18 protein-coding genes are annotated in these 22841 nt (G+C 43.5%); 8 read left to right on the top strand and 10 right to left on the bottom strand.

What is annotated here, in order from left to right; translation table 11 throughout:
* Positions 1 to 74: 74 nt before the first annotated feature.
* Positions 75 to 2888 carry an excinuclease ABC subunit UvrA gene (gene uvrA, locus HUW51_RS04500; protein WP_185272804.1) on the bottom strand — a complete coding sequence of 938 codons (2814 nt, stop codon included), beginning with the start codon at positions 2886 to 2888 and terminating at the stop codon, positions 75 to 77.
* A 269-nt stretch (positions 2889 to 3157) separates the two neighbouring features.
* On the opposite strand from uvrA, the gene HUW51_RS04495 reads away from it, so the two are divergent.
* Positions 3158 to 3307, top strand: a complete 150-nt coding sequence (locus HUW51_RS04495; RefSeq protein ID WP_185272803.1) for a 30S ribosomal protein THX — start codon at positions 3158 to 3160, stop codon at positions 3305 to 3307.
* Positions 3308 to 3516: 209 nt separating this feature from the next.
* Here the strand turns inward: HUW51_RS04495 and HUW51_RS04490 are convergent, their stop codons facing one another.
* Positions 3517 to 4767 carry an MFS transporter gene (locus tag HUW51_RS04490; protein ID WP_185272802.1) on the bottom strand — a complete coding sequence of 417 codons (1251 nt, stop codon included), beginning with the start codon at positions 4765 to 4767 and terminating at the stop codon, positions 3517 to 3519.
* A 293-nt stretch (positions 4768 to 5060) separates the two neighbouring features.
* Between HUW51_RS04490 and HUW51_RS04485 the strand changes: the two genes are divergently transcribed.
* From HUW51_RS04485 to HUW51_RS04475, 3 genes are all read left to right on the top strand, one after another.
* Entirely contained in the window at positions 5061 to 5468 is a 408-nt protein-coding gene (locus HUW51_RS04485) for a hypothetical protein (protein WP_185272801.1), read from the top strand.
* Positions 5469 to 5709: 241 nt separating this feature from the next.
* Complete coding sequence (locus HUW51_RS04480; protein ID WP_228466930.1) at positions 5710 to 6630, top strand: EamA family transporter; 921 nt, start codon at positions 5710 to 5712, stop codon at positions 6628 to 6630.
* Positions 6631 to 6794: 164 nt separating this feature from the next.
* Positions 6795 to 7271 carry a hypothetical protein gene (locus tag HUW51_RS04475; RefSeq protein WP_185272799.1) on the top strand — a complete coding sequence of 159 codons (477 nt, stop codon included), beginning with the start codon at positions 6795 to 6797 and terminating at the stop codon, positions 7269 to 7271.
* 11 nt (positions 7272 to 7282) lie between these two features.
* Here HUW51_RS04475 and HUW51_RS04470 read toward each other — a convergent pair whose 3' ends face one another.
* A complete protein-coding gene (locus HUW51_RS04470; protein ID WP_185272798.1) occupies positions 7283 to 7744 on the bottom strand; it encodes a hypothetical protein in 462 nt (153 codons plus the stop codon).
* A gap of 22 nt (positions 7745 to 7766) precedes the next feature.
* Complete coding sequence (locus tag HUW51_RS04465) at positions 7767 to 10358, bottom strand: DUF5686 and carboxypeptidase regulatory-like domain-containing protein (protein ID WP_185272797.1); 2592 nt, start codon at positions 10356 to 10358, stop codon at positions 7767 to 7769.
* A 163-nt stretch (positions 10359 to 10521) separates the two neighbouring features.
* Between HUW51_RS04465 and HUW51_RS04460 the strand changes: the two genes are divergently transcribed.
* The 3 genes from HUW51_RS04460 (at position 10522) to HUW51_RS04450 (ending at position 12677) form a co-directional block, all read left to right on the top strand.
* Complete coding sequence (locus HUW51_RS04460; protein ID WP_185272796.1) at positions 10522 to 11460, top strand: glycosyltransferase family 2 protein; 939 nt, start codon at positions 10522 to 10524, stop codon at positions 11458 to 11460.
* 449 nt (positions 11461 to 11909) lie between these two features.
* The gene (locus HUW51_RS04455) at positions 11910 to 12047 is read left to right on the top strand and encodes a hypothetical protein (RefSeq protein ID WP_185272795.1); all 138 of its coding nucleotides are present in this window, start codon (positions 11910 to 11912) and stop codon (positions 12045 to 12047) included.
* A gap of 141 nt (positions 12048 to 12188) precedes the next feature.
* Positions 12189 to 12677 (top strand): regulatory protein RecX, encoded by a 489-nt coding sequence (locus tag HUW51_RS04450; protein ID WP_185272794.1) that lies wholly within the window; start codon positions 12189 to 12191, stop codon positions 12675 to 12677.
* 88 nt (positions 12678 to 12765) lie between these two features.
* Here HUW51_RS04450 and HUW51_RS04445 read toward each other — a convergent pair whose 3' ends face one another.
* Positions 12766 to 13386 (bottom strand): DUF4230 domain-containing protein, encoded by a 621-nt coding sequence (locus tag HUW51_RS04445; RefSeq protein ID WP_185272793.1) that lies wholly within the window; start codon positions 13384 to 13386, stop codon positions 12766 to 12768.
* Between the two features lie 253 nt (positions 13387 to 13639).
* Here HUW51_RS04445 and HUW51_RS04440 point away from each other — a divergent pair, with 253 nt between their 5' ends.
* Positions 13640 to 14794 carry a hypothetical protein gene (locus HUW51_RS04440; RefSeq protein ID WP_185272792.1) on the top strand — a complete coding sequence of 385 codons (1155 nt, stop codon included), beginning with the start codon at positions 13640 to 13642 and terminating at the stop codon, positions 14792 to 14794.
* Here the strand turns inward: HUW51_RS04440 and HUW51_RS04435 are convergent.
* The 5 genes from HUW51_RS04435 to carB all read right to left on the bottom strand — a co-directional run bounded on the left by HUW51_RS04435 (position 14791) and on the right by carB (position 22614).
* On the bottom strand, positions 14791 to 15699 hold the full coding sequence (locus HUW51_RS04435) for a 1-aminocyclopropane-1-carboxylate deaminase/D-cysteine desulfhydrase (protein ID WP_317175614.1): 909 nt from the start codon (positions 15697 to 15699) through the stop codon (positions 14791 to 14793). The genes HUW51_RS04440 and HUW51_RS04435 overlap by 4 nt on opposite strands.
* Before the next feature lie 116 nt (positions 15700 to 15815).
* The gene (locus HUW51_RS04430; RefSeq protein WP_185272791.1) at positions 15816 to 18323 is read right to left on the bottom strand and encodes a YfhO family protein; all 2508 of its coding nucleotides are present in this window, start codon (positions 18321 to 18323) and stop codon (positions 15816 to 15818) included.
* A 63-nt stretch (positions 18324 to 18386) separates the two neighbouring features.
* Positions 18387 to 18671 (bottom strand): DUF4834 family protein, encoded by a 285-nt coding sequence (locus HUW51_RS04425; RefSeq protein ID WP_185272790.1) that lies wholly within the window; start codon positions 18669 to 18671, stop codon positions 18387 to 18389.
* Positions 18668 to 19291 (bottom strand): FkbM family methyltransferase, encoded by a 624-nt coding sequence (locus HUW51_RS04420; protein ID WP_185272789.1) that lies wholly within the window; start codon positions 19289 to 19291, stop codon positions 18668 to 18670. Before HUW51_RS04420 ends, HUW51_RS04425 begins: the two co-directional genes overlap by 4 nt.
* A gap of 509 nt (positions 19292 to 19800) precedes the next feature.
* A complete protein-coding gene (gene carB / locus HUW51_RS04415; protein WP_185272788.1) occupies positions 19801 to 22614 on the bottom strand; it encodes a carbamoyl-phosphate synthase large subunit in 2814 nt (937 codons plus the stop codon).
* Positions 22615 to 22841 lie beyond the last annotated feature (227 nt).

The raw sequence follows: 22841 nt of genomic DNA, 5'->3' as shown, positions 1-22841 counted from the left end.
ATTTATAAAAGAAAGAGCTGAGAAACACGATATTGCTCCGCAGCTCTTTTGGTAAATTTTAAAAATTTTAAATTTTAAATCAGTTTCTCCCGCAGGTAATCGGCGGTGGCATTATTTTCCAGTTTAATCATGTCTTCGGGTGTTCCTTCGAACAACAAGTAACCGCCGTTCGTGCCGCCTTCCGGGCCCATGTCTATGATCCAGTCGGCACACTTCACGATATCCATGTTATGCTCAATGATCACCACGGAATTACCTTTGTCGATGAGCGCGTTAATGGCCGTGAGTAGTTTATTAATGTCGTGGAAATGCAAACCAGTAGACGGCTCGTCGAAAATAAACAAGATGCCCTCGGAGTGGGTGGTAGCGCCTTTGGTGAGGAACGAAGCTAATTTTACCCGTTGCGCTTCGCCACCCGATAAGGTATTGGAGGACTGACCCAAGCGAATGTAACCTAAACCTACATCATCGAGCGGTTTTAACTTTTCGATAATCTTGGGTTGTTCTTTAAAGAAATCAATGCTGTCGGCAATAGTCATGTCGAGCACTTCGGCAATGTTCTGGTCTTTGTACTTTACTTCCAGAATATCCTGCTTAAATTTCTGGCCGTGACACGCTTCGCAGGTCAGGTAAATATCCGCCATAAACTGCATCTCAATTTTTACCTGGCCTTCGCCCTGGCACACTTCGCAGCGGCCGCCCTCAATGTTAAACGAAAAATGCGACGGTTTAAAGCCCCGCGCTTTGGCTAAGGGCTGATCGGCATATAAAGTCCGGATGGCATCGTAAGCTTTCACGTAAGTAACCGGGTTAGAGCGCGACGATTTACCAATCGGGTTCTGGTCTACAAACTCCACGTGCGAAATTTTACTGTAACTGCCTTGTATTTTATCGAATTTACCGGTAGCATCGGAGTGCCCGCCAAATACTTTGGCTAAGGCCGGGTGCAGAATCCGTTTAATTAAGGTTGATTTGCCGGAGCCACTCACGCCGGTAACTACCGTCATCACATCCAGCGGGAACTTAACCGTTACATTTTTTAAATTATTTTCGCGGGCACCTACTATTTCAATGGCATTGCGCCATTGCCGGCGGCGCGTAGGTACTTCTACCTGCCGTTTGCCGCTTAAATACTGCGCGGTATAGGTTTCCGCGGATTGCAACATTTCGGGATAAGTGCCCTGGAACATAAGATTACCGCCTCCCGAACCAGCTTCCGGACCAATATCAATTATCTGGTCGGCAATTTCCATCATTTTTTCTTCGTGCTCCACCACAATTACGGTATTGCCAATCTGCTGCAAGGAGCGTAATACGCCAATTAGTTGTTCGGCATCGCGGGGGTGCAAACCAATGCTGGGCTCATCCAGAATATACATAGAACCCACCAGTGCACTACCCAAGGAAGTAGCCAGATTAATGCGTTGCGATTCGCCACCCGATAGGGTAGAGGATAAGCGGTTTAAGGTAAGATAACCCAAACCAACGCGCACTAAATAACTCAAGCGATTGGTAATTTCAATAGCTAAGCGATCCGCTATCTTTAGTTCATGCTCCGTAAGTTCTAAATTTTTAAAAAAATCGAGTACGCCGGTAACCGGTTTCAACAATAAATCGGTGATGCTAACGCCGTTTATTTTCACGTAACTGGCATCTTTCCGCAAACGCGTACCACGGCAATCGGGGCAAGTAGTACGGCCCCGGTAACGGCTTAGCATTACCCGGTACTGAATTTTATGCGTTTGCGCTTGCACGTGGGCAAAAAAAGCATCCAGGCCGTCGAAGTATTTGTTGCCGGTCCAGAGCAGTTGCTTTTGTTCTTCGGTGAGTTCGTTATATGGCCGATGAATAGGAAAATCGAAGCGGATGCCGTTTTTTACCAAAGGTACCTGCCATTCGCTCATTTTTTCGGTGCGCCATGGGGCAATCGCGCCTTCGTACACGCTCAAGGTTTTATCCGGAATTACCAGGTCTTCGTCAATCCCGAGTACATTGCCAAAACCTTCGCAACGCTGGCAGGCGCCGTAGGGGTTATTAAACGAGAAAAAGTTAACCGATGGCTCTTCGAAAGCCATACCGTCCAGTTCAAATTTATCGGAGAAAACCCGTTTTTGGTCGTTGTAAATCACGTGGCATTCGCCGTGGCCCTCGAAAAAAGCCGTTTGCACCGAGTCGGAAATCCGGAATTGTAAATCTTCGTCGTCTTTGCGTAAAACGGCCCGGTCTACCAGAATGTATATGTCACCGGAAATATCAGCAGCCTCAGAACTGATTACGTCTTCGATAAATAAGACCTGGTCGTTGTTGTAAATCCGAGAATAGCCTTTTTGCAAAAGTAAGTCCAGTTCTTTGGTTAGTTTGCGGTCGGGTTGCACTTGCAAGGGCGCTAAGATTACTACCCGGCTGCCTTCCTCGAGGTTAAAGATAAAATCCACTACATCGGCCACGTTGTCTTTGCGCACCTGTTGGCCCGAAACCGGCGAGAAGGTTTTGCCAATGCGGGCGTACAATAATTTTAAGTAATCGTAGATTTCGGTGCTGGTGCCTACCGTGGAGCGGTTATTTTTAATGCTTACTTTTTGCTCAATGGCAATGGCCGGACTAATGCCCCGGATGTAATCTACGTCGGGCTTGTCCATGCGGCCCAAAAACTGGCGGGCATACGAACTTAAGCTCTCTACGTACATACGCTGCCCTTCGGCGTAGAGCGTATCAAAAGCGAGCGACGATTTACCGGAACCGGATAAACCGGTTACCACAATAAATTGATTACGTGGTAAGGCTACGCTTAAATTTTTTAAATTATGAACCCGCGCGCCCTTGATAATAATGTACTTTTTAGGATCAAGCGCGTCGATGTCGGGTTGTTCGGTGGTTGCTGTTATCATAAATTAGAAAAACCGTAACCAATAAGTACGGTTATATAGAACAAAAAAGCACGGCAAATAATTGCCTTTTTAGTAAAACGCAAAAGTACACATACGCAAGCGGATAAAGAAAGACAATGCTATTATTCTGGACCATATGGAAAAGCAAAACTACTAACAGGCAGGTAGATGTAGTAGCTTGCGGCAGGTACTGGGTTTTGTTTGCAACTACCAGGTATTTTTAACGTAAATTTTACTTTGTTCTTAAACTAACAATATAATATACCATCATGGGAAAAGGAGATGTAAAATCGAAAAAAGGTAAAATTTCCAAAGGAAGCTTTGGTAACAGCCGGCCGCGTAAAGCCACAAAAGATACCAAAAAAGAACCCGGCGTAGTAGGGAAACTGGTAGAAAAAGTAAAAGATTTAGTAAAGTAAAATCACGGATTTTTCCGGATTTTGCGGATTACACGAATTTTTATTCGCCGATTTATCTGCATTTGTATGCTAAATAGCCATCCTGTTCTTGGGATGGCTATTTTAGATTTGAGTTTTTTAGAACCTGATTTCTGCTACTTGTTGATCAGGCCTTTTTTAAATTTTAAATTTATAGCTGCGTAATCCGTAAAATCCGTTTAAGCCGCGATTTACAGACTCAATTTCCGCAATTTATCGGCTTTTAGGGCAGTAACTCCTACTACCAATAAAGTCATGCAGCCGCCAAATACCACCGAAGGCACTACACCCACTAACTTCGCCACAAAGCCCGATTCGAAGGAACCAATCTCGTTGGAGGAGCCCACAAAAATATTATTCACCGACGATACCCGGCCTTTCATGTGCTCCGGGGTAAGCGTTTGCATAAGCGTAGACCGAATAATAACGCTAATGGAATCGAACATGCCGCTTAGCCCTAACAAGAGCACCGAAAAGTAAAAATTGGTTGACAACCCGAACAAGATAATGCAAATACCAAAGCAAGCTACGCAGATTAACATTTTTCTGCCGGCGTTTATTTTCATGGGGTAATGCGTTAAATACGCGGCCATTAACACGGAGCCAATAGCAGGTGCCGCCCGCAGAAAACCTAAACCCTGTGGCCCGGTATGCAGAATTTCGGAAGAAAAAATGGGCAATAAGGCCACCGCCCCGCCAAATAAAACGGCAAACAAATCCAGCGAAATAGCGCTTAAAATAATCTGGTTATTAAACACAAAGCGCAAACCCGAGAGTAAGCTTTCTTTAATGGGCAAGCGTTCGGTGTTTGGGGGTAATGGCTTTGCGCCAATCAAAAAATAAAACACAAAAGCCAGAATAGTTAAACCAACATCGGCAGCGTAGGCCATCTCCACGCCGAAAAAGCCATAGAGTAAGCCGCCCACCGCCGGCCCCGCCACCGATGCGCCTTGCCAGGTAGTACTGGACCAACTTACCGCATTAATGTACCAGGTTTTATCGGGCAAGAGCTGCGGCATAAACGAGAAAGTGGCCGGCCCCATAAAACCCCGGGCAAGGCCGCTCAGGAAAATAACCGAGTAAATAGGCAAAGTGCCGAGCTGCAATAAGTTATTTTTTAAATTTATAGAATACAGCAATAAGCCCGTAGAGCAGATTAACAGCACCGCCACACAACTAACAATAATTTTTTTACGGCTGGTGGTATCGGCTACGTGGCCGGCATACAAGGCTACCACAATGGAAGGAATGGCTTCGGTTAAACCAATTAAGCCTAAAGCTAAGGGGTCTTGGGTGAGGTCGTAGATTTGCCAGCCCACAATTACCGCTTGTATCTGCAAAGCTAAAGTTAAACACAAACGAGCTACTACATACAACCGGAACTCCGGCAACCGTAACACGGCATATGGGTCGCGCTTCAGGTTTTTTTCTTCTATCGACATGAACTTATTTTCGGATTGGCAAAGCTACAGGTTCAACCACAAATTTGCTGCTTTGTGGCTAATGGGCATAAATTTTTAAAATTTTACTGATGTTACGTATGCCACCAGAAAAGGACAGGTTATATAAAAAATTAATCTGAATTTGTTATTTCTTCTGAACTCTCTCGCGTAGGCCATTGTCTTTTATATATCTGTAATTGTTAAAAGCCAAGATAAATTTGTAATCTTCTGCTGGCTTGTTCCGCCCTGTAATTATAAGTACTGTTTGGTTTATTGTAATTTGATATTGTAAAATGATTGTTTCTGAAACTCCTGATTTTTTTCAAATTGCCTGCGATGCTCAAACCAGAATTGCCGAGTTGCAGTGGGACCGGTATACCGATTCTAAAACGTACCAGGATAATTACCGGTTGTTGGTGCAGGTGATGAAAGCAGAGGAGCTAAACTGTGCTTTGTTAGATGTGCGGGAGCGGGGAGAAGTGCCTTATACCGACCAGGTTTGGGTATGCCAGAAAATTTTTCCGGCCATGCTCACCGAACTAAATGGCCAGGTAAAACTGGCTTACATTTTAAATGCCGATCATTTTATTTCGCTTCAATCAGAGTCGCCAAATGGCGAAATGGAAACGTTTGGTGATTTACTTAAAATTCAGTTTTTTGTAGATGAAAGGGCGGCCCGCCGCTGGTTACAATCTATTTAGCAGGCGCAAATTTTTTAAATTTCAGAAATTTTGATAAACCGATTTTACCCCTTTAACCAAGCGCTTTTAAATTGCATATATAGTTTTAAGCTAACTAAGCTGCGAATCTGATTCTATCATTCATAACATAAGCTTGCTTATAACCTGTGGCGCGAAGTTTATTTTATCTGATTGCCGGTAGGTTAGAAATAAGCTTTTTTAAAAATCTGTTTACCTTTGCCTCCCATTTTTATTTTTGCCCGTGAAACCTGATAAATATTACTCCGCTGGTATTGCTTCTTTTGTTATCTGGGGATTTATAGTTTTTCCGTTGCGCGCCGTTGCTAATTTCCCGAGCGGACAAATCCTTTACTTCCGGGTTCTATTCGCCATGCTGGGATTATCGGTAATAACTTTTTTGTTCCGGCGCGATAGCTTAAAAGAAACCTGGCGCGAGTTTCAGGCCGCAACCCGGCGTAACAAGCAACGCTTAGGACTGTTAACCATCCTGGGTGGCTTGTTATTAATGGTTAATTGGTTGGTATTTATTTACGTAATCAACCACATCGATATCCAGACTGGTTCTTTTTCGTACTTGCTCTGCCCAATTTTAACGGCTTTGCTGGGGTATGTTATTTTAAAAGAAAAGCTGCGAACCAACCAGTGGCTAGCCATTGGCATCAGTATTTTAAGTTGCTGTTTGATTGGTACCGGAGCATTTACTAATCTGTTTTATTCTTTGCTCGTGGCCTTGAGCTACGCGTTTTTCTTAATTACCCAACGGGCTTTAAAACAATACGATAAGTTGGTGCTGCTTACCGTGCAACTCCTAATTGTGTTTGCCTGTATGGGACCGTTTTATTCGTTTTTTAAAGGCGATGTACCCGATGTTCCCTTGACCGCCAATTTCTACACTTCGGTTATGGTGTTGAGTTTCTTGTTTACCATTTTGCCCTTATTCCTGAACATGTATGCCCTGAAGGAATTAAAATCCGGTACAATTGGCATACTCATGTACATCAACCCGATTATCAATTTCTTAATCGCATTTCTGTACTTTCACGAAAAAACCAGCTCTGAAAAGGCAGTTGCTTACGGGTTAATTTTTGTATCGGTGATTATTTACAACCTGCCCTCCCGGCAAAAACCGGCCAAAGTAATAACCCAGATGGTGGCTAAATAAAATTTTACGCACCGTGTTTTGGTTAAAGTTGCTGATTGAAAAGGTGAATGTGCTATATCCGGAACGCCGGAATTTTTAAATTTTTAAATTCTGCCTGCTTTAGCTGCAACCTTTTACCTGCATTATAACTCTTTGGAGTAAGCCCGTCTTAAAATGAAATAAAGATGAAATCTGTTCTGTTAGCTTTATCTATACTTGCGGTTCTTACCCGGTGCGCGAAAGAAGAATTAACTTCTGCGGGGCAAAGTAGCTTAAGCCAGGAAGTAGAAATTGCTTTGAACGAAACCTTGGATTTACCTGAATCGGCTAAAGGAAACGACACCCCTAAAGTACGGGTACACCTGGCCGAAATAAACGATAGCCGCTGCCCCATGAATGTGAATTGCATCCGATACGGTTCGGCGGTAGTCCGGTTGTGGCTGGAAATAGACAAGGACAAATCGCCCATTGCGGCCTTGGTAATCGGCGAAGCTTTACCCTCTGATACCCGTAAACTGCGCAACCGCACGGCCGATACGACTTTGGTAACCGTAGCGAATACCCAATACCAGATAATTTTAAAAAATGTATCGCCGTACCCGTGTTCCGGTTGCCCCGACCAGGAGCCGAAAAGTGCCCAAATAATTGTAACCGCCCAATAAAAAAGCCTGAATTACTTCAGGCCCCTTGCAGCAGAATCTACGTTTTCTACGTTAGGCTCACCGAGCTGATTCGCCTGACTGGCATTTTCGGCGGTGTCGCCGATTGGCGCCGGCCGCGGTTCATTTAAATTCGACGAATCACCCACAATAGCTTCGGAGGTTCCGGCATCTCCGGCCGGATAATCTTCGCGTGGATTTTTATTGTCGGAAGAGCAACTTGCCAGTAAAGCAAAAGCACCCGCCAGCAGCAAGTTATTCCGGGTATTTCTAAAAAAAGTCATTTTCATAGTTTTATTCTGACCAATGGTTTGCAGTGAGTAAACGAGGTAAACTCCTAAAAAGTTGGGTTCTGTTTTTTTCTTCGTTTTAGCTAACGCAGGGCTTATCCAGAAAAAAGATTTATTAAAAATTGCTTTCCAGATAATCCGGCAAACGCGCACCAGCAAGATTACCTGTCTAAATCTGCGGAGCAAAATTTAAAAATCTACTTTTTCGTTAAATACCAAAACCTAACCGTAAGCCAGAACCCACTTTTTCGCGGCTTTGGAAACCGGTAAAGAAATCGACGCGCAAAATTTTAAAAATATGCTCTACGCCAACACCTAACTCTAGGTAATGCTTGGCTTTAGGTGTGTGTAAATAATTAAGAGTTACTACTTCCTGCCATTTGAGTTTCCGGAATAAAGGAATCTTATTAAAAATGAAACCATTAAAATCGTGGGTAAAGTAGCCTTCCAGGTAGCTGTTTTGGGTGCTGTAGCGGTAATAATCTAATAGCTGAAATCCCCCGAAAGCGCCGGCGTAAAGAATGCGGTTACCGGCAAAATGCTTGTAATCCATCAGCCACAAACGCTTGCTGTTTAAAAAAGTACCCACCTGAAAAGAATAACTCGTTGCGCCCACCAAACCTAAATCTAACTCATCGCTCACGTTCAGCGACACCCGGTCGAAGTTTACGTCGCTACCCAAAATCTTCGAAAACCCTTTGGTATAGTTAATCCGGAAGGTGGGGTATTTGGAGCCCATAATCCATTTCTCGTCGGGGCGATTAATGTACTTCTGGCCGGGCCGGAGTTGTAAGGTTACGCTGCCCACCAATGCCTGTTTGCGGCTAAAAGAAGCATCGGTTAGTTCAGCATTTATGGGCACGTTGGGCGTAAATTGCTTATTGGTGTAATCTTTAAAAGTAAAATCCGAAGCATTCTGCAGTTGCTGCCGGTCGGCATATTCCAGGCTGGTGGTTAAGTAAATTCCGTTTTGTATTTCGATGTTGTGCCTAACGAGTAGGTTAGTTTTTTGGTAAATTTTTAAAAAATTTTGTTCGTAGAGCAAAGTGTATACTGTATTCCAAAAGGGAGCAATAGGGTCGTTGTTATTGTATTGCGCTATAAAATGACCGGCTTCGGCGGTAATTTGCGCAAAACGGTGCGGATTGTAATAGTAATTGGTTAGCAGCTTGCCGTATAATTTTTTGCTGGCAAAACCGTAACGCAGGGTAGGAGCAATGGTTAAGCCTTTGTTCGTCTCTTCCTCACCTTTCCGGTAGCGTACGCCCAGGTTTAACACGGTTCCTTCTACGGTATTGTATTGCAGAATAGAGTTGCTATTGAGTACGGCCAGCAAAGGATCGACGGAGATGCTGTAATGACGGAAAGAATTGCGGTACCGGTAACCTGATAAAAAAATGTTGCCCACTTCAAATTTATTATTGCGTTTATCCACCGAATCACGGTATGGTTTTGATTCCTGAATTTGCTGCAAACTGTCTTTGCTCACGTAATCTTTTTGTTCTTCCGCGGTGAGCGGTATCGGCCGGATATCGTCCCAATAAGCGGTATCGCGTTTGTTGGCGTTGGGCTCTACCCGCATCAGCTCATTTTTAGGATGAATAAAAGTGGTAGTGGAATCTAAATTGGCTAGTTTCTGCTTCGCTAATTTTTTTAATTTTCTCTTTTTGATGATGAGCGGTTCCGGCTCAACCGGAGCCGGCACATTAGCGATAGCAGCAGGTGGGGCAACTACGGGCTTGCTGTAAGCCGGTACTACCTTGTATTTAGAATATACGGTAGTAAAAAAGCCATTGCCTTTAAAACCAAACGAATCGAATTGTACGGTTAATTTTTGCGAGAACAACATCCAGATGCCGTCTTGTACCGGGCCAAAAACCTGATCGATGCGCAAGGTGTCGGCGTACTCAATTTGTGATTTTTGCGTGAGTTTTAAACTGGTACTGTGCAGGCGGTAACTATCATCTTGTATGTAAACATACCCGCTGAAAGCCGGATCGTTGGCCCGGATGGGTGTTACTTTAATTTTGTTAATAGTTTGTCCGTTTTCTACGGATGTGCCAATGAGTTTGTAGCGGTAAAACAAAAAAGCATTATTGGCCAGCGGCGAAATAAAAGCCCTTTCGCTCAGTCCCGGAATGCGCAGCAAATTGTCGTAAAAATTAAAATTTACCCTCGAAGCCCAGTTAAACGAAAAGCCTTTAGTGTCGCCGCTTACCTTACTCGAGAGCATGCGTTCATGGGTTTTGTTGGGCTGCCGGAAATTTACTTCCGATACGGTTTCGGATAAATACACAATGCCGGGCTTTACTTCGTCTACTTTAATGCCCATTACCCGGTTAGGTACTTTTAGTAATCGGCCCAAACCTTTGGTGTAAACCCGGCAACTATAAGCGGCAACTTCGTTCTGGTGGTATTTGCGGCGGGCAATGGCGGCCTGCATAATCGCGTAAGCGGGGTCTTTATCGCTAGCCCGCACCACTACTTCGTTTAGATTGTATACATCGGGTTGCAGCGTTACGTTATGTTCTACCGGCTCCGTGGAGATTTCTACAGTATCTACCCGCGCTTTGTAGCCCACGTATTGGTACACAACCTGGTAGGTGCCGGGAACTAACGTTAGCTGATAATAGCCTTGTTCGTTGGTGGTGGTGCCTACGGTAGAATTTTTAACGTATACGTTCGCGTAAGCCAAGCCAGCTCCTTGCGCATCGGTAACCCGGCCTTTAAACAAACCCGCTTCTGCCAACGGGCTGAGAAAAATAATAAAATTTAAAAAAAGTAGTAACCGGAGCCGCATGCACTTAAAAGTCGGGTGTACGATAATATAAAACGATAGATGTATTTTAGCGGAAGAGCGTTGCCTTAGATTGTTTTTGTTTCGAAGCCACTAGCAATTACCTTTACCAACCACAAGGCCTGACCCTATAAATTGTATCTTTAGCTTAAACTTAAAAATTGCTGTGGAGTTATCGGTTGTTATACCTGTTTACAACGAAGCCGCTAATGTATTAGTGCTTTACCAACGTTTACAACAGGTTATGCAGCCTTTAGCTATTTCGTACGAATTAATATTTGTGAACGATGGCAGTACCGATCAATCTTTAACTTTAATTAAAGAACTATCCCGGCAAAACCCTTGGGTGCGCTATATTGATTTCAGTCGCAACTTTGGGCAGCAAATCGCCATTAGCGCGGGTCTGGATAAAGCCCGGGGCAATGCAGTAGTTATTCTGGACGGCGATTTACAGGACCCACCGGAACTAATTCCGGCTTTGTACGCGCAATGGCAGCAAGGCCACGAGGTGGTATACGCCCGCCGCAAAACCCGGGCCGGCGAAAGTTTTTTAAAAAAATCAACTGCCCGCTTTTTTTACCGCTTACTTACCCGCATTACCCGCACGCCCCTGCCGGTAGATGCCGGCGATTTCCGCATTATCAGCCGCAAAGTAGTAAATACGCTCAAGCAAATGCCGGAGCAGCAAAAGTTTATCCGGGGCCAGATTGCCTGGATTGGTTTTCCGCAAACCTTTCTGGAGTACGACCGACCTGAACGCTACCAGGGCCAAAGCGGCTATTCTTACTCCAAAATGATTCGATTGGCGCTCGATGGTATTACGTCTTATTCTAACTTGCCTTTAAAAATGGCAACAGTAAGTGGTTTTGTGGTATCGGGCATTGCTTTTCTGGTGATGTTATACACGCTGTATTCCCGTTTTATCACCCGCGATTACGTACCCGGCTGGTCGTCGCTGATGGTGAGTGTTTTGTTTTTGGGTGGTGTGCAGCTTATTTCAATTGGTATTATTGGCGAGTACATTAGTCGCTTAAGCCAAAACGTACGAAACCGCCCGTTGTATATTGTTAACGAATCGAATATTCCGGAAGAGTCTGTTTTGTAATATGCACGAAGCCGGTAATCTTTAAATTTTATGGCTCCCTGCTTTGGGTAAGGAGGGGTTAGGGGTGGGTAATAAAAAGTAATTTTTTTATTTCTACTTGAAGTTTTCTTCCAGCTCCTACCTTGCTCAGGTTCCCTATACCACTGGCGCAAGTTTTCAAACTTGGGCCTTTCTATAAAGTAAATTCTGTGACTTTACTCCGGCCAAAAGCCGGAACCATGAACTGCTTTAATAATCTGCTAAAAAGTAAATTTTAAAAATTTAGTATTCTATCTTACTTACTTGGAGTCTGTTCCAGCCTCCAGGTACCGGTGCTATCTTGTTTGAACCGGCTGAGTTTGCCTCATGGCCGGCGGGCCTCGTTTGGCTCTTTCGGGCTGTCTAAGCTTCCTTTCCTCGACTCGTCTGCGGAATTCTGCTGTGCAGAACCGGAACCTTAGAAGGTCCTCATGGCTAAACTGGTGTCTTTGCTTGTAGATACCGCTTTTATTATTGTCACCGACATGTCACCGCAACAAATTGAAATTTTTAAAATTTTAATCTGTTTTCTGGCTGGCTTTGCGACCGCTTTTCTATCGTGTACCTAAACTGTTTACCGGTGTAATCTGTTTAAGATATGGGCCAAATAGTCAACTGTATTGGCTCCTGTCTTTCTATTTAGAAAGAAAATCAGTGCGGTTTTCTTTGATTGTACTTAGCTTTAGATTTTAAAATTAAACCAAAATACCTTGCAGGAACCCCGGAAAAAGAAAACCTATACCGTAAAAGAAGCTTTAATAAAAGCGGCTGCTTATTGCGCTTACCAGGAACGCACCCAGCAGGAAGTCCGGAATAAGTTATATTCGTACGGTCTGGAATTTGAGGAGGTAGAAGAAACGATTATTCGGTTGTGTGCCGAAAAACTGATTGACGAAGAACGTTATGCCAAATCGTATGTGCGCGGAAAATGCAACTTAAAGCGCTGGGGGCGCCGGAAAATTATGTTGGGTTTGAAAGCGCAACAAATTTCAGATTACTGCATCCGGCAAGGAATGAAAGAAATTGACCCGGAAATTTATTGGCAAAACTTAGTCTATCTCACCGAAAAGAAAAACCGCACCGAGAAAGAAGGTAACGCTGCTTTACGCCGACACAAACTTACGCAGTTTTTAATGAGTAAAGGCTACGAAAACGATTTGATCCAGGATGCTTTACAAGAAGTATTACGAGATAAGTAATAGGCTTAATCTGCGGGAATTTTTAAATTTTTAAAATTCTGATAATTTAAAAAAGGGGTGTTTGGGCGGGGTTGGATTAATGAAGGTATTACCTTTTCGGTAAAACAGGCGGTGCTTTGGTGGTATGCTGGTGCTCCAGAATAATTTGTTTGCCGGTTAAACTTTCCAGTAAGGGTTTCAGAATTTTATCGGCGTTTACGGCCGTTTGCTGCAAAATACCGGAATTTAAAGCTGATTGACGCACGTGTTTTTCCGCAAATTTATACCCTTCGTCTACTAATTCGGCATCCTGAAAGTAGGTGTTCTGCATCGCAAATACTTTAGACTTATTATGGTCTACTTTAAAATAACAAATTTGGGGTTCGGGCAATTTTACGGTAATTACTGAATCGTTGGTAAATGCAATATCCTGGGCGGTAACCTGGCGCAAATCAATGCAACCCACGGCTTCGCCGGCCACAATTAACACGCTTTTAGAATTTGGTAGCCACTGCGAAAACTCTTTTTCGTACTCCACTACATCTTTAAAATTATAGCGCACCAGTTCCAGGTTGCCTAAATCATCAATTTTCTCCAGAATAGTATTGTGCGTTATTTTTACGGGGGCTTTATCGGGAGTAAAAGACGTTCCTAATCTTCGCCAGACGAAAAAGCCGATAATGAGTATTAATATCCAGAGAATAGAGCGCTTAAGAAGGTAACGGAGCATTAATAATTAGTTAACAGGAGTATAGATTTGCATCAAATGTATACTAAACCAACGAAAGAAGTTTAATTTCATTTTAAATTAAGACTTTACGTTTATGCAAGTGCCCCGGTAAGCCGACAAAATTCTAAAGATAAAATCGGTAACAGTACCAGGATAAACAGACAGGAGAATGCGAGAGATAGGTGGTAAATGACTGGTATTCTGGCGTTAAAATATTTATGCTTAGCTCTTTGGGGCAGTTTTTAAAAAATTAATGAGGCCTACTTTATTTTTCCGCTTAGGACGGCAACGGCAAACAGGCAGTAAGGTATTACTGGTAATTTTCTTTTTGCTTAGTCAGTTATTTCTTTTTTTTAAATACCAGGGTGTTGCCTTTTCCGGCGATTCATATGGTTACTTAACTTATGCAAAAGCCATCACTACCGGCCAGTTTCCCGATAATCATTATTCGCGCTACATGGGGTATTCGCTTTTTTTAGCGGTATTCCTTGGTTTAAATATAAGTCTGAAAGGTGTGGTTCTGGTTCAGGTTCTTTTATCGGGCTTGGCCGCCGGGGCTTTGTATAAAACCATTCGGGTACTTGCGCCCGCCAGGTTTTATGCCGCATTTTTAGGTACCGCTCTTTTTATTTTATGGCCGGGCCTGCTCACCTGGAATTTTTTTATTCTAACTGATTCGCTGTTTACCTCATTTGTTATTTTTTCGCTTTACTGCGTAGTGCACCTCAGAAACGGGAAAGGCCATTGGCAGGCCATATTCGTTATCATTTTTACTTGTATTATCCGGCCAAATGGCTTTATAGTTTTAACGGGTTATTTGTGCTACTTATTCTCTTATTTTTTTCTCCTTCAAAACAGCGCGCAGCAACGTTTATTATACTTTTTAATGGGTTTGGGTATGGTGTTCCTGGGGGTTGTTGTTATTAACCAGTTTTTATTAACTCATTTCGATTTTATAAAAACGTACCAGGATGGTCAGGTAATATTTAACAGCCATTATTATCAATTCAAAAAAACAGAATTAAACCTGCCGGTAGCTCAGCTATCACCCTTGCATCGCGTACTGGTTTTTGTACGGGACAATCCGGTCTATTTTTTAAAAATGTCTGTTACCAGGTGCTTGCTGTTTTTTCTGCATATAAAGCCGTATTACTCTTTTTGGCATAACGGGCTAATTATACTGGTTCTCTACCCGATGTACTTTTTTTGGGTGGTTGCGCTTAAAGTGGGGCAAATTAAAAGGCCGGTTAAATTATTTGTTTGTACCGTTTTTTTGCAGCAAGCTTTTATTGTTACGGTAACCAGCGAAGATTGGGATGCGCGCTTTTTAATGAGTGTAATTAGTTATGTTTTCGTGTTTGGCGCCATTGGTTTACACCAGTTTATTTTTAAAAATGTGGCAGATTAAAGAACGATACCTAAACGCTCGGCAAAGCCAGCCAGCCCTTGCAAGCCGCCGGTATGAATAGCAGTAATAGTGCAGCCGGCCTTAAAGTAATCTTGGCGAATTAAATCGTAAATGCCATACAACATTTTGCCCGTGTAAACAGGCTCGAGTTGAACATGGTGGTTTTCTTTAAAAACTTGAATAAAAGTTATTAACTCCGGCTTTACCTTAGCGTAACCACCAAAATGATAATCGGTTTGTAACTGCCAGTTCTGGTACTCCTGTCCGCTATATTCTTTAACTAAAGCAGTCACGTCCGTTTTTAAAAATTCCCCGCCTTTCAGTGCCGGAATACCAATTACCTGAGCGTACCCGTTTAAACCCGCAATAATCCCGGATAATGTGCCCCCAGTACCTGCCGCGCAGCAGATATAATCAAACGGGATATTTATATCCGTAACAATTTCAGTGCAGCCTTTTACCGCCAGTAAGTTGGTTCCGCCTTCGGGTAAAATGTAAGCGTTAGGGTACTGTTTTTTTAAATTTCCCTGAAAAGCCGGATCTTGTTTTTGCCGGTACGTAGTCCGGTCGATATAATGTAATTGCATGCCGCAGTTTTGCGCAAACTGGAGCGTTGAATTAAGCGGTTCATGGGCTTCACCGCGAATAAAGCCGATGGTTTTAAAATTATACTCCTGACCAGCAGCGGCTACAGCCACAATGTGGTTAGAGTAAGCGCCACCAAAAGTAAGTAAAGTATCTTTCTGGTGATTTTTGGCCTCTATTAAGTTGTATTTCAGTTTCCGCCACTTATTCCCCGAAATGTGCGGATGCAGCAAATCTTCCCGCTTTAAGTACAAGGTAATTTGTTTCTCTTGTAAGAGCGGTTCTGAGATAAGTTGGAGGGGAGCGGCAGACGGTATCAAAATAACTTTTCTAAATAGCGAAAAGAAAATAATTTAAAAAACAATGTCCTTCAGAAAGAAACTATCTTGCTACATAGCTCCCTGCTGAAGGACAAATAAAAAGAGATGTATAAAAACTATCTGCCTGATTCTTTTATTTCTTCTTCTTTACCGGATTTTACAGCGTAAAAAATACCGCCCACGATAATTAATACCATTAAAATAGAAGAAATAAGCGAGCCGGTATTGCCTAAGCTGTACGAGGCCGGTTCAAACTTAAATTCTACGGTGTGTTTACCGGCTGGTACCGGCATGGCCCGCAACACATAATTGGCCCGGATATGTTCTACTGGTTTGCCATCGAGGTACGCTTGCCAGCCTTCGGGATAATAAATTTCTGAGAAAACAATCAGGCCAGCTTGCGCCGCCGAAACGTTGTATTTTAAATCGTTGGGTTCATAACTGGTGAGCGTAACCGTAGAGCCCGCCGCATTATATTCTGTTTGCTTCACCGGGAACTTAGAAACATCCACTACAGCTTCGGTAGCCGGGTCAAAATCTTTTAAGGCGGCTAATTCTTCGTCGGGGCTGTTTACTTTGGTTATTTTCTGCACGAACCAGGCGTTGCCTAAAGCCTGCGGATTGCGCTGCACCGGTTGTTGCTGGTCGCCGGTAATGAAGTACCGGGTGTTGAGCATGTTTAAAACCTTGATATTATTCTGAGCAATATGATGCTCGATAATATCGGCGTAGCGCCGCAGTTTGGCCCCGTGATAGCCCCCAATGGATTTATGGAAATAAGAAGTACGCGCTTCGTTAAACGGATCGCCCAGGTTAAGCACCCGGTAACTTAAATCCTTGTCTTGTAGAATTGCCTGATCGGCCGGAGTTGGTTCGAAATGCGTTTCGGTTAAATTCGTTTGAAAATTGTCGTTGTTTAGGTAACGTTTATCTACGGTCCAGAGGTCAATCAGAATTAAAAAAGTAATTATTAAAACTGCCGAAGTAACCGCTAATTTATTGCGTAAATAAAAGTACAAAGCTCCTGCCGCTAGAACGATAAAAATCAGGGAACGAATGGCGTCGCCACGCATCATACCCGCCCGGTCGGCACGTACGGCGTTAATAAGCCAGGCTTGTTGCAAGGTGCGTTCATCGTTGGGGTTCGAGAAACTACCCATACCCGCCAGCAGAAACACCAGTAAGCAAATACCGCCCGTAATAGCCGCCGCGTACAATAAATTTTTCTGCGGTTCTTTTACATCGCCTTTATACAAAAAGCGATACAAGGCAAAAATCCCGAGCAAAGGCATGGTAATCTGGGCGATTACTAAAGTCATGGATACAGCCCGGAATTTATTATAAGCCGGGAAGTAATCGAACATGAAATAATTAAAGGCCGGAAAGTTTTTGCCCCACGACAGCACAATGGATAAAATGGTGCCCGCTAATAGCCAGTAACGAAGACGTTTTTCAACGACGAATAGCCCGAGCACAAATAAAAAACACACAATGGCACCCACGTAAACCGGACCGCTGGTACCCGGCTGATCACCCCAGTACAACGGAAAACTTTTTAAATACTCTTCTACCTGCACTTCCGGAATGCCGTTCTGGATCATTGCTTTAGCGGTTTCGGAATTTTTACTTAAGGAACCTACGCTGGCCCCACCGTAGAAATTAGGTACCAATAAAGTCATGGTTTCGCCTACGCCGTAGCTCCAGTTAAACGCATAATCCCGATCCAAACCAGTTGATTGGTTGTTACCACTATTCGGTGCTTTCAACTCAGATTTACCGCGAATGGAATATTTGGTGTACTCGGCGGTAGTATACAAGCGGCCAAAACTTACTCCAGCTGCAATAATGGCGCAAATGCCTAATACCACAACGCGTTTAAAAAAGTCGGGCAACCAACCATTTTTAATGGCATCAATCAAATAAACAATCCCAAAAATAAGTACCAGCAACAGCAAATAATAGGTTATCTGCATGTGGTTGGAACGGATGTGCATGGCTAAACCAAAAGTAAATAATGCCGCACCCAGCCACAAATGCCGATTACCTTTCCGGAAGGCGTAGAGCAAACCGGCCAGCGCCAGCGGAATGTAAGCAATGGCCAACGATTTGGTATTATGCCCCGCCGCCAGAATAACCAGGTTATACGACGTAAAAGTCATGGCAAACGACCCGGCAATAGCCAGCCAGGTACTCATGCCCATTACTACAAACAAAATGTAAGCACAAACCAGCGTTAAAAAAATGTTAGCGGCCACCGCCGGCATGCCTAGGGTTAAAGCATTATGAAAAATATAAGAAAGGTCGCCGGGGAAACGCGTGGTAATCAGGTAGGCGGGCATGCCGCTGAACATAGAGTTGGTCCAGAGCGGTTCTTGGCCGTTGTGTTTATCGCGGTAATCCTGAATTTCTTTGGAGCCGCCCTTGGATTGCAGAATGTCGTTCTGCACCAAACTTTTGTTTTCGAATAAAATAGGCGCCACATAAGCAGCAGTTAAACCCAGAAATAACAGCACCGCAAGTACGTGCGGCAATACATTTTTTTTAAAATTAAATGGCTGCCGCTGATGAATGGGGCTTGTTACCACGGTTGACTTGGCGTTATTCGAAACGGCTTGGTTTTTCATTGAGTTTACTAGTTTGCAGGCTTAACACCCAACTAAATTTTATTCAAAAAGAAAGGTAGGCAATTATTTTACTTCTTCATAGTCTATGTATTCGCCGCCTTTAAAATCGCCGCCGTTGGGTTTTGCTTTGTTTTCCTGCGGTACGTAGTCAATATTAATTTTTCCTTCCGGTGCCCGGTGTTGTTGCTGAAAAGGCTCTTGCTGAAAAGGGGGTTGACCAAAGGTAGCCGTAAAACCGCCTTTGCGCATGGTACGTTTTACAAAAGCTTGTAACACCCATTTAATAATGTAAGGCATTAAAAGCCGTAACAGAAAAAAAAGAACTATTAAGGTTATAAAAAATTTCATGATGCTAGAGAATTTTTAAAATAAAAATCACCGTGATGATGCGCCAGTTTGTGGGCATCGGCACAGTGGACTAACGTTTGCGTAGCAGATAAAATATACGGCTGGTAACCTAAATTTTGCAATAAGGCTATTACTCCCTCGCGGTTTTCCGTGCCATTTAACTCGGTTTGAATTAATGGCTTAAACTTTTGCAACGTTTCTTGCAGGTGGCTGAAAACCTGATATTCAAATCCTTCTACATCGCATTTAACAAAATCGAGGCGGTTTAAGTTGCGGAACAGCTCGTCGGGTACTTTCATTTCTACCTCGTAAAGGCGGGCATATTTTTCATCGGCCGAGGAAGTAACTTTGGTCATGCCGTGGTGCAGCAAGCCGTCGCGCTCGGGCGTTCCCATCTGGATGCGGGTATTTTCGCCGCCCAAAGCGTAGGGAAGAAGTTCCAGATTAGCTACGCCGCTGGCTTTTACGTTGTCGCGCCAGATTTTCTGAAACATGGGAACTGGTTCTACTGCCAATACCTTGCCCTGTGGCCCCGCTTGTTTCGATAAAAAAGTAGAATAATAGCCCAGGTTAGCGCCAATATCGAGGCAATAGAAACCCGGCCGAATGATTTTTTTCAAAAAAAATAGTTCCGGATATTTTTTAGCCAGCCATCCCGCACCTACTAATTGCAGATAAATTTTGCTTACCAGCCGAATATAGCTCTCAAAACCGAGCAGTTTTACTAATAGTTTGCGGAGTGCTTTCACGCAGGCAAAGGTAAAAAGAAAATTTAACCTGAGGTTTTAAATTGCAATCATACTGGCGTTTTAGCAAGAAAGCTACCGCTAGTTAACGTGAGTTCGAGCTAAGAAAAGAACCAAATAAAAAGAAAGCCTTCTTCTATTTCCGTCATCCCGGAGGGATCCAATCAATTACCTGCTGGTTAGATCCCTCCGGGATGACGGAAATAAACAGCAAATAACCACATAATTATAGTTTCAGCGTTTTTCTGAGTACTCCTACCGGCTGCTTGAATAAGAAATTGTTTATGTCGAACTCACGTTATTTAGATTATACTTAATTATCTATTTGGAGCAAACAAAAACGGCAGCTTTGATAAGCTGCCGTTTTTAATTTTTTTTAAATTTTATTTACTCAAGTATAAATTCCGTTCGGCGTATACATTGGTAAAGTAATCGTCCTGCAAGTCATCGATAAAGTAGATGGCTTCGCCGGTAGATTTCATTTCGGGGCCGAGTTCTTTGTTTACTTCCGGGAATTTACTGTGCGAGAATACTGGTACTTTAATGGCGTATCCTTTTTTAACCGGTTTAAAGTTAAAGTCTTTCACCTTCTTTTCACCCAGCATTACTTTAGTAGCGTAGTTCACGTACGGTTCCTGGTACGCTTTGGCAATAAACGGCACCGTGCGGCTAGCCCGGGGGTTTGCTTCAATTACATAAACGGTTTCGTTTTTAATCGCAAACTGAATATTAATCAAGCCAACGGTACGTAAGGCCAAGGCAATTTTCTTGGTATGCTCTTCAATCTGGCGAATAACGTTTTCGCTTAAATCAAAAGGCGGCAGCACCGCGTAAGAATCGCCGGAGTGAATACCTGCCGGTTCAATGTGTTCCATTATCCCGATGATGTATACATCTTCGCCGTCGCAGATAGCATCGGCTTCGGCTTCAATGGCCCGGTCGAGGAAGTGGTCGAGCAGAACTTTATTACCCGGGTTGTCTTTTACAATATCTACTACCTGAGCTTCGAGTTCTTTCTCGTTAATTACAATTTTCATGCTTTGGCCGCCCAACACGTAACTTGGCCGAACCAACAGCGGGAATTTTAATTCTTTGCAAACTACCAGCGCCTCATCGGCACTTTGCACCGAGGCAAAAGGTGGATACGGAATGTTATTTTCTTTGAGTAAGGTAGAAAACGCGCCGCGGTCTTCGGCTAAATCCAAAGCTTCGAAGGAAGTACCTAAAATTTTAATGCCGTACCGTTCCAGCTTTTCGGCTAGTTTTAAAGCGGTTTGGCCACCTAACTGCACAATTACACCCACGGGCTTTTCGTGCAGAATAATATCGTAAATATGCTCCCAGAAAACCGGCTCGAAGTACAGTTTATCCGAAATATCAAAATCCGTGGAAACCGTTTCGGGGTTGCAGTTAATCATGATGGTTTCGTAGCCACATTCTTTAGCCGCTAATACCCCGTGTACGCACGAATAATCAAATTCTATCCCTTGGCCAATGCGGTTCGGACCCGAACCTAGTACTACAATTTTCTTCTTGTCGCTTACTACGCTCTCGTTTTCGCCCTCAAAAGTAGAGTAGTAATAAGGCGTTTTGGCTTCAAATTCGGCGGCGCAGGTATCTACCAGTTTAAATACCCGCTTAATGCCCAACTCAGTGCGCTTGGCATGTACTTCACTTTCCAGGCAGTTGAGCAAGTAGGCAATCTGGCGGTCGGCGTAGCCTTGTTGTTTGGCTTTCCGGAAAAGATCTACCGGCAAAGTATCCAGGGTATACTTGCGCAGTTGTTTTTCTACGTAATCCAGTTCTTCGATCTGGTGCAAAAACCACGGATCTATTTTGGTGATTTTCTGGATAGTAGAAGTTGGAATGCCAAAGCGCATGGCATCTTTCACGCTAAATAACCGGTTCCAGCTGGCGTAAGTCATACTCTCAATCAGCTGGTCGTAGTTGGTCATTTCTTTGCCGTCGGCGCCAATACCGTTCCGCTTAATTTCCAAACTCTGACAAGCTTTCTGCAGGGCTTCCTGGAAAGTACGACCAATGCCCATTACTTCACCCACCGATTTCATTTGCAAGCCCAACTGCTTGTTGGCGCCTTTAAATTTATCAAAGTTCCAACGCGGTATTTTTACAATCACGTAATCCAAAGCCGGTTCAAAGAAAGCCGAAGTGGTTTTGGTAATCGCGTTCTTTAATTCATCGAGGTTATAACCAATGGCTAATTTAGCGGCGATTTTGGCAATTGGATAACCGGTAGCCTTAGAGGCCAGCGCCGAAGAGCGGCTCACGCGTGGATTAATTTCAATAGCAATAATATCGTCGTTTTCGGGATTTACGGCAAACTGCACGTTACAGCCACCAGCAAACTGACCAATACCGTTCATCATTTTAATGGCCAAATCGCGCATTCTCTGATAAACCGTATCCGGCAAAGTCATGGCGGGAGCTACCGTAATCGAATCGCCGGTATGAATGCCCATCGGATCGAAGTTTTCGATAGAGCAGATAATAATAATATTTTGGTTATTATCGCGGAGTAGTTCCAACTCATATTCTTTCCAGCCCAAAATACTTTGCTCCACTAATACTTCGTGGATGGGCGAGGCGTGCAAGCCGCGGTTTAAGGCTTTATCGAAATCGGATGGGTCGTTCACAAAACCACCCCCGGTACCGCCTAAGGTAAACGAAGGCCGGATTACTAACGGGAACCCAATTTCCTGCGCAATTTCTTTCCCTTCCAGAAAGGAGGTGGCTGTATTGCCTTTGCAAACGTTTACGCCCAGTTCGAGCATTTTTAACCGGAATTTTTCCCGGTCTTCGGTAGTTTCAATGGCTTTTATATCCACACCAATAATGCGTACACCGTATTTTTTCCAAATACCGGCGTTTTCGCAATCAATGGCCAGGTTCAGGGCCGTTTGGCCTCCCATGGTGGGTAGTACGGCATCAATTTTATGCTTTTGCAGAATTTCGATAATGTACTTTTTTTCCAGTGGCTTCAGGTAAACATTGTCGGCGGTAACACTATCCGTCATAATCGTTGCCGGATTAGAATTAATGAGTGTTACTTCAATGCCTTCTTCGCGCAGGGAGCGGGCGGCCTGGGTGCCAGAGTAATCAAATTCGGCGGCCTGACCAATTATAATGGGACCGCTACCAATAATCAAAACGGACTTAATGCTGGTATCTCGGGGCATGTGCTGTAAGTATAAATTGCGCAAAGGTAGGCAAAAACTTAAAAGTAGAAAGGCAAAATTTAGATTAAGTCACTAAATCGGGTAATAAATACAAATGGTTCAGTCAGGAGTAGGTTTAAGCGTAAAATTTTAAAAATTTTTAAAAATTTACTTTTATTCCTGTCTAATGGTTTAAAGCGAGCGGCAGGGTATTTTTAAAATTTAACCAAGATAGCTTTTTAAAGAGA

Source organism: Adhaeribacter swui, assembly GCF_014217805.1.
GTDB lineage: Bacteria > Bacteroidota > Bacteroidia > Cytophagales > Hymenobacteraceae > Adhaeribacter > Adhaeribacter swui.
This window is presented reverse-complemented; position numbering and strand designations above follow the sequence as displayed.

Excerpts from the sequence above, each read along its gene's own strand:
- uvrA (WP_185272804.1), bottom strand. The coding sequence starts at position 2,888 with ATGATAACAGCAACCACCGAACAACCCGACATCGACGCGCTTGATCCT.
- HUW51_RS04495 (WP_185272803.1), top strand. The coding sequence starts at position 3,158 with ATGGGAAAAGGAGATGTAAAATCGAAAAAAGGTAAAATTTCCAAAGGA.
- HUW51_RS04490 (WP_185272802.1), bottom strand. The coding sequence starts at position 4,767 with ATGTCGATAGAAGAAAAAAACCTGAAGCGCGACCCATATGCCGTGTTA.
- HUW51_RS04485 (WP_185272801.1), top strand. The coding sequence starts at position 5,061 with ATGATTGTTTCTGAAACTCCTGATTTTTTTCAAATTGCCTGCGATGCT.
- HUW51_RS04475 (WP_185272799.1), top strand. The coding sequence starts at position 6,795 with ATGAAATCTGTTCTGTTAGCTTTATCTATACTTGCGGTTCTTACCCGG.
- HUW51_RS04465 (WP_185272797.1), bottom strand. The coding sequence starts at position 10,358 with ATGCGGCTCCGGTTACTACTTTTTTTAAATTTTATTATTTTTCTCAGC.
- HUW51_RS04455 (WP_185272795.1), top strand. The coding sequence starts at position 11,910 with ATGGCTAAACTGGTGTCTTTGCTTGTAGATACCGCTTTTATTATTGTC.
- HUW51_RS04445 (WP_185272793.1), bottom strand. The coding sequence starts at position 13,386 with ATGCTCCGTTACCTTCTTAAGCGCTCTATTCTCTGGATATTAATACTC.
- HUW51_RS04440 (WP_185272792.1), top strand. The coding sequence starts at position 13,640 with ATGAGGCCTACTTTATTTTTCCGCTTAGGACGGCAACGGCAAACAGGC.
- HUW51_RS04430 (WP_185272791.1), bottom strand. The coding sequence starts at position 18,323 with ATGAAAAACCAAGCCGTTTCGAATAACGCCAAGTCAACCGTGGTAACA.
- HUW51_RS04425 (WP_185272790.1), bottom strand. The coding sequence starts at position 18,671 with ATGAAATTTTTTATAACCTTAATAGTTCTTTTTTTTCTGTTACGGCTT.
- carB (WP_185272788.1), bottom strand. The coding sequence starts at position 22,614 with ATGCCCCGAGATACCAGCATTAAGTCCGTTTTGATTATTGGTAGCGGT.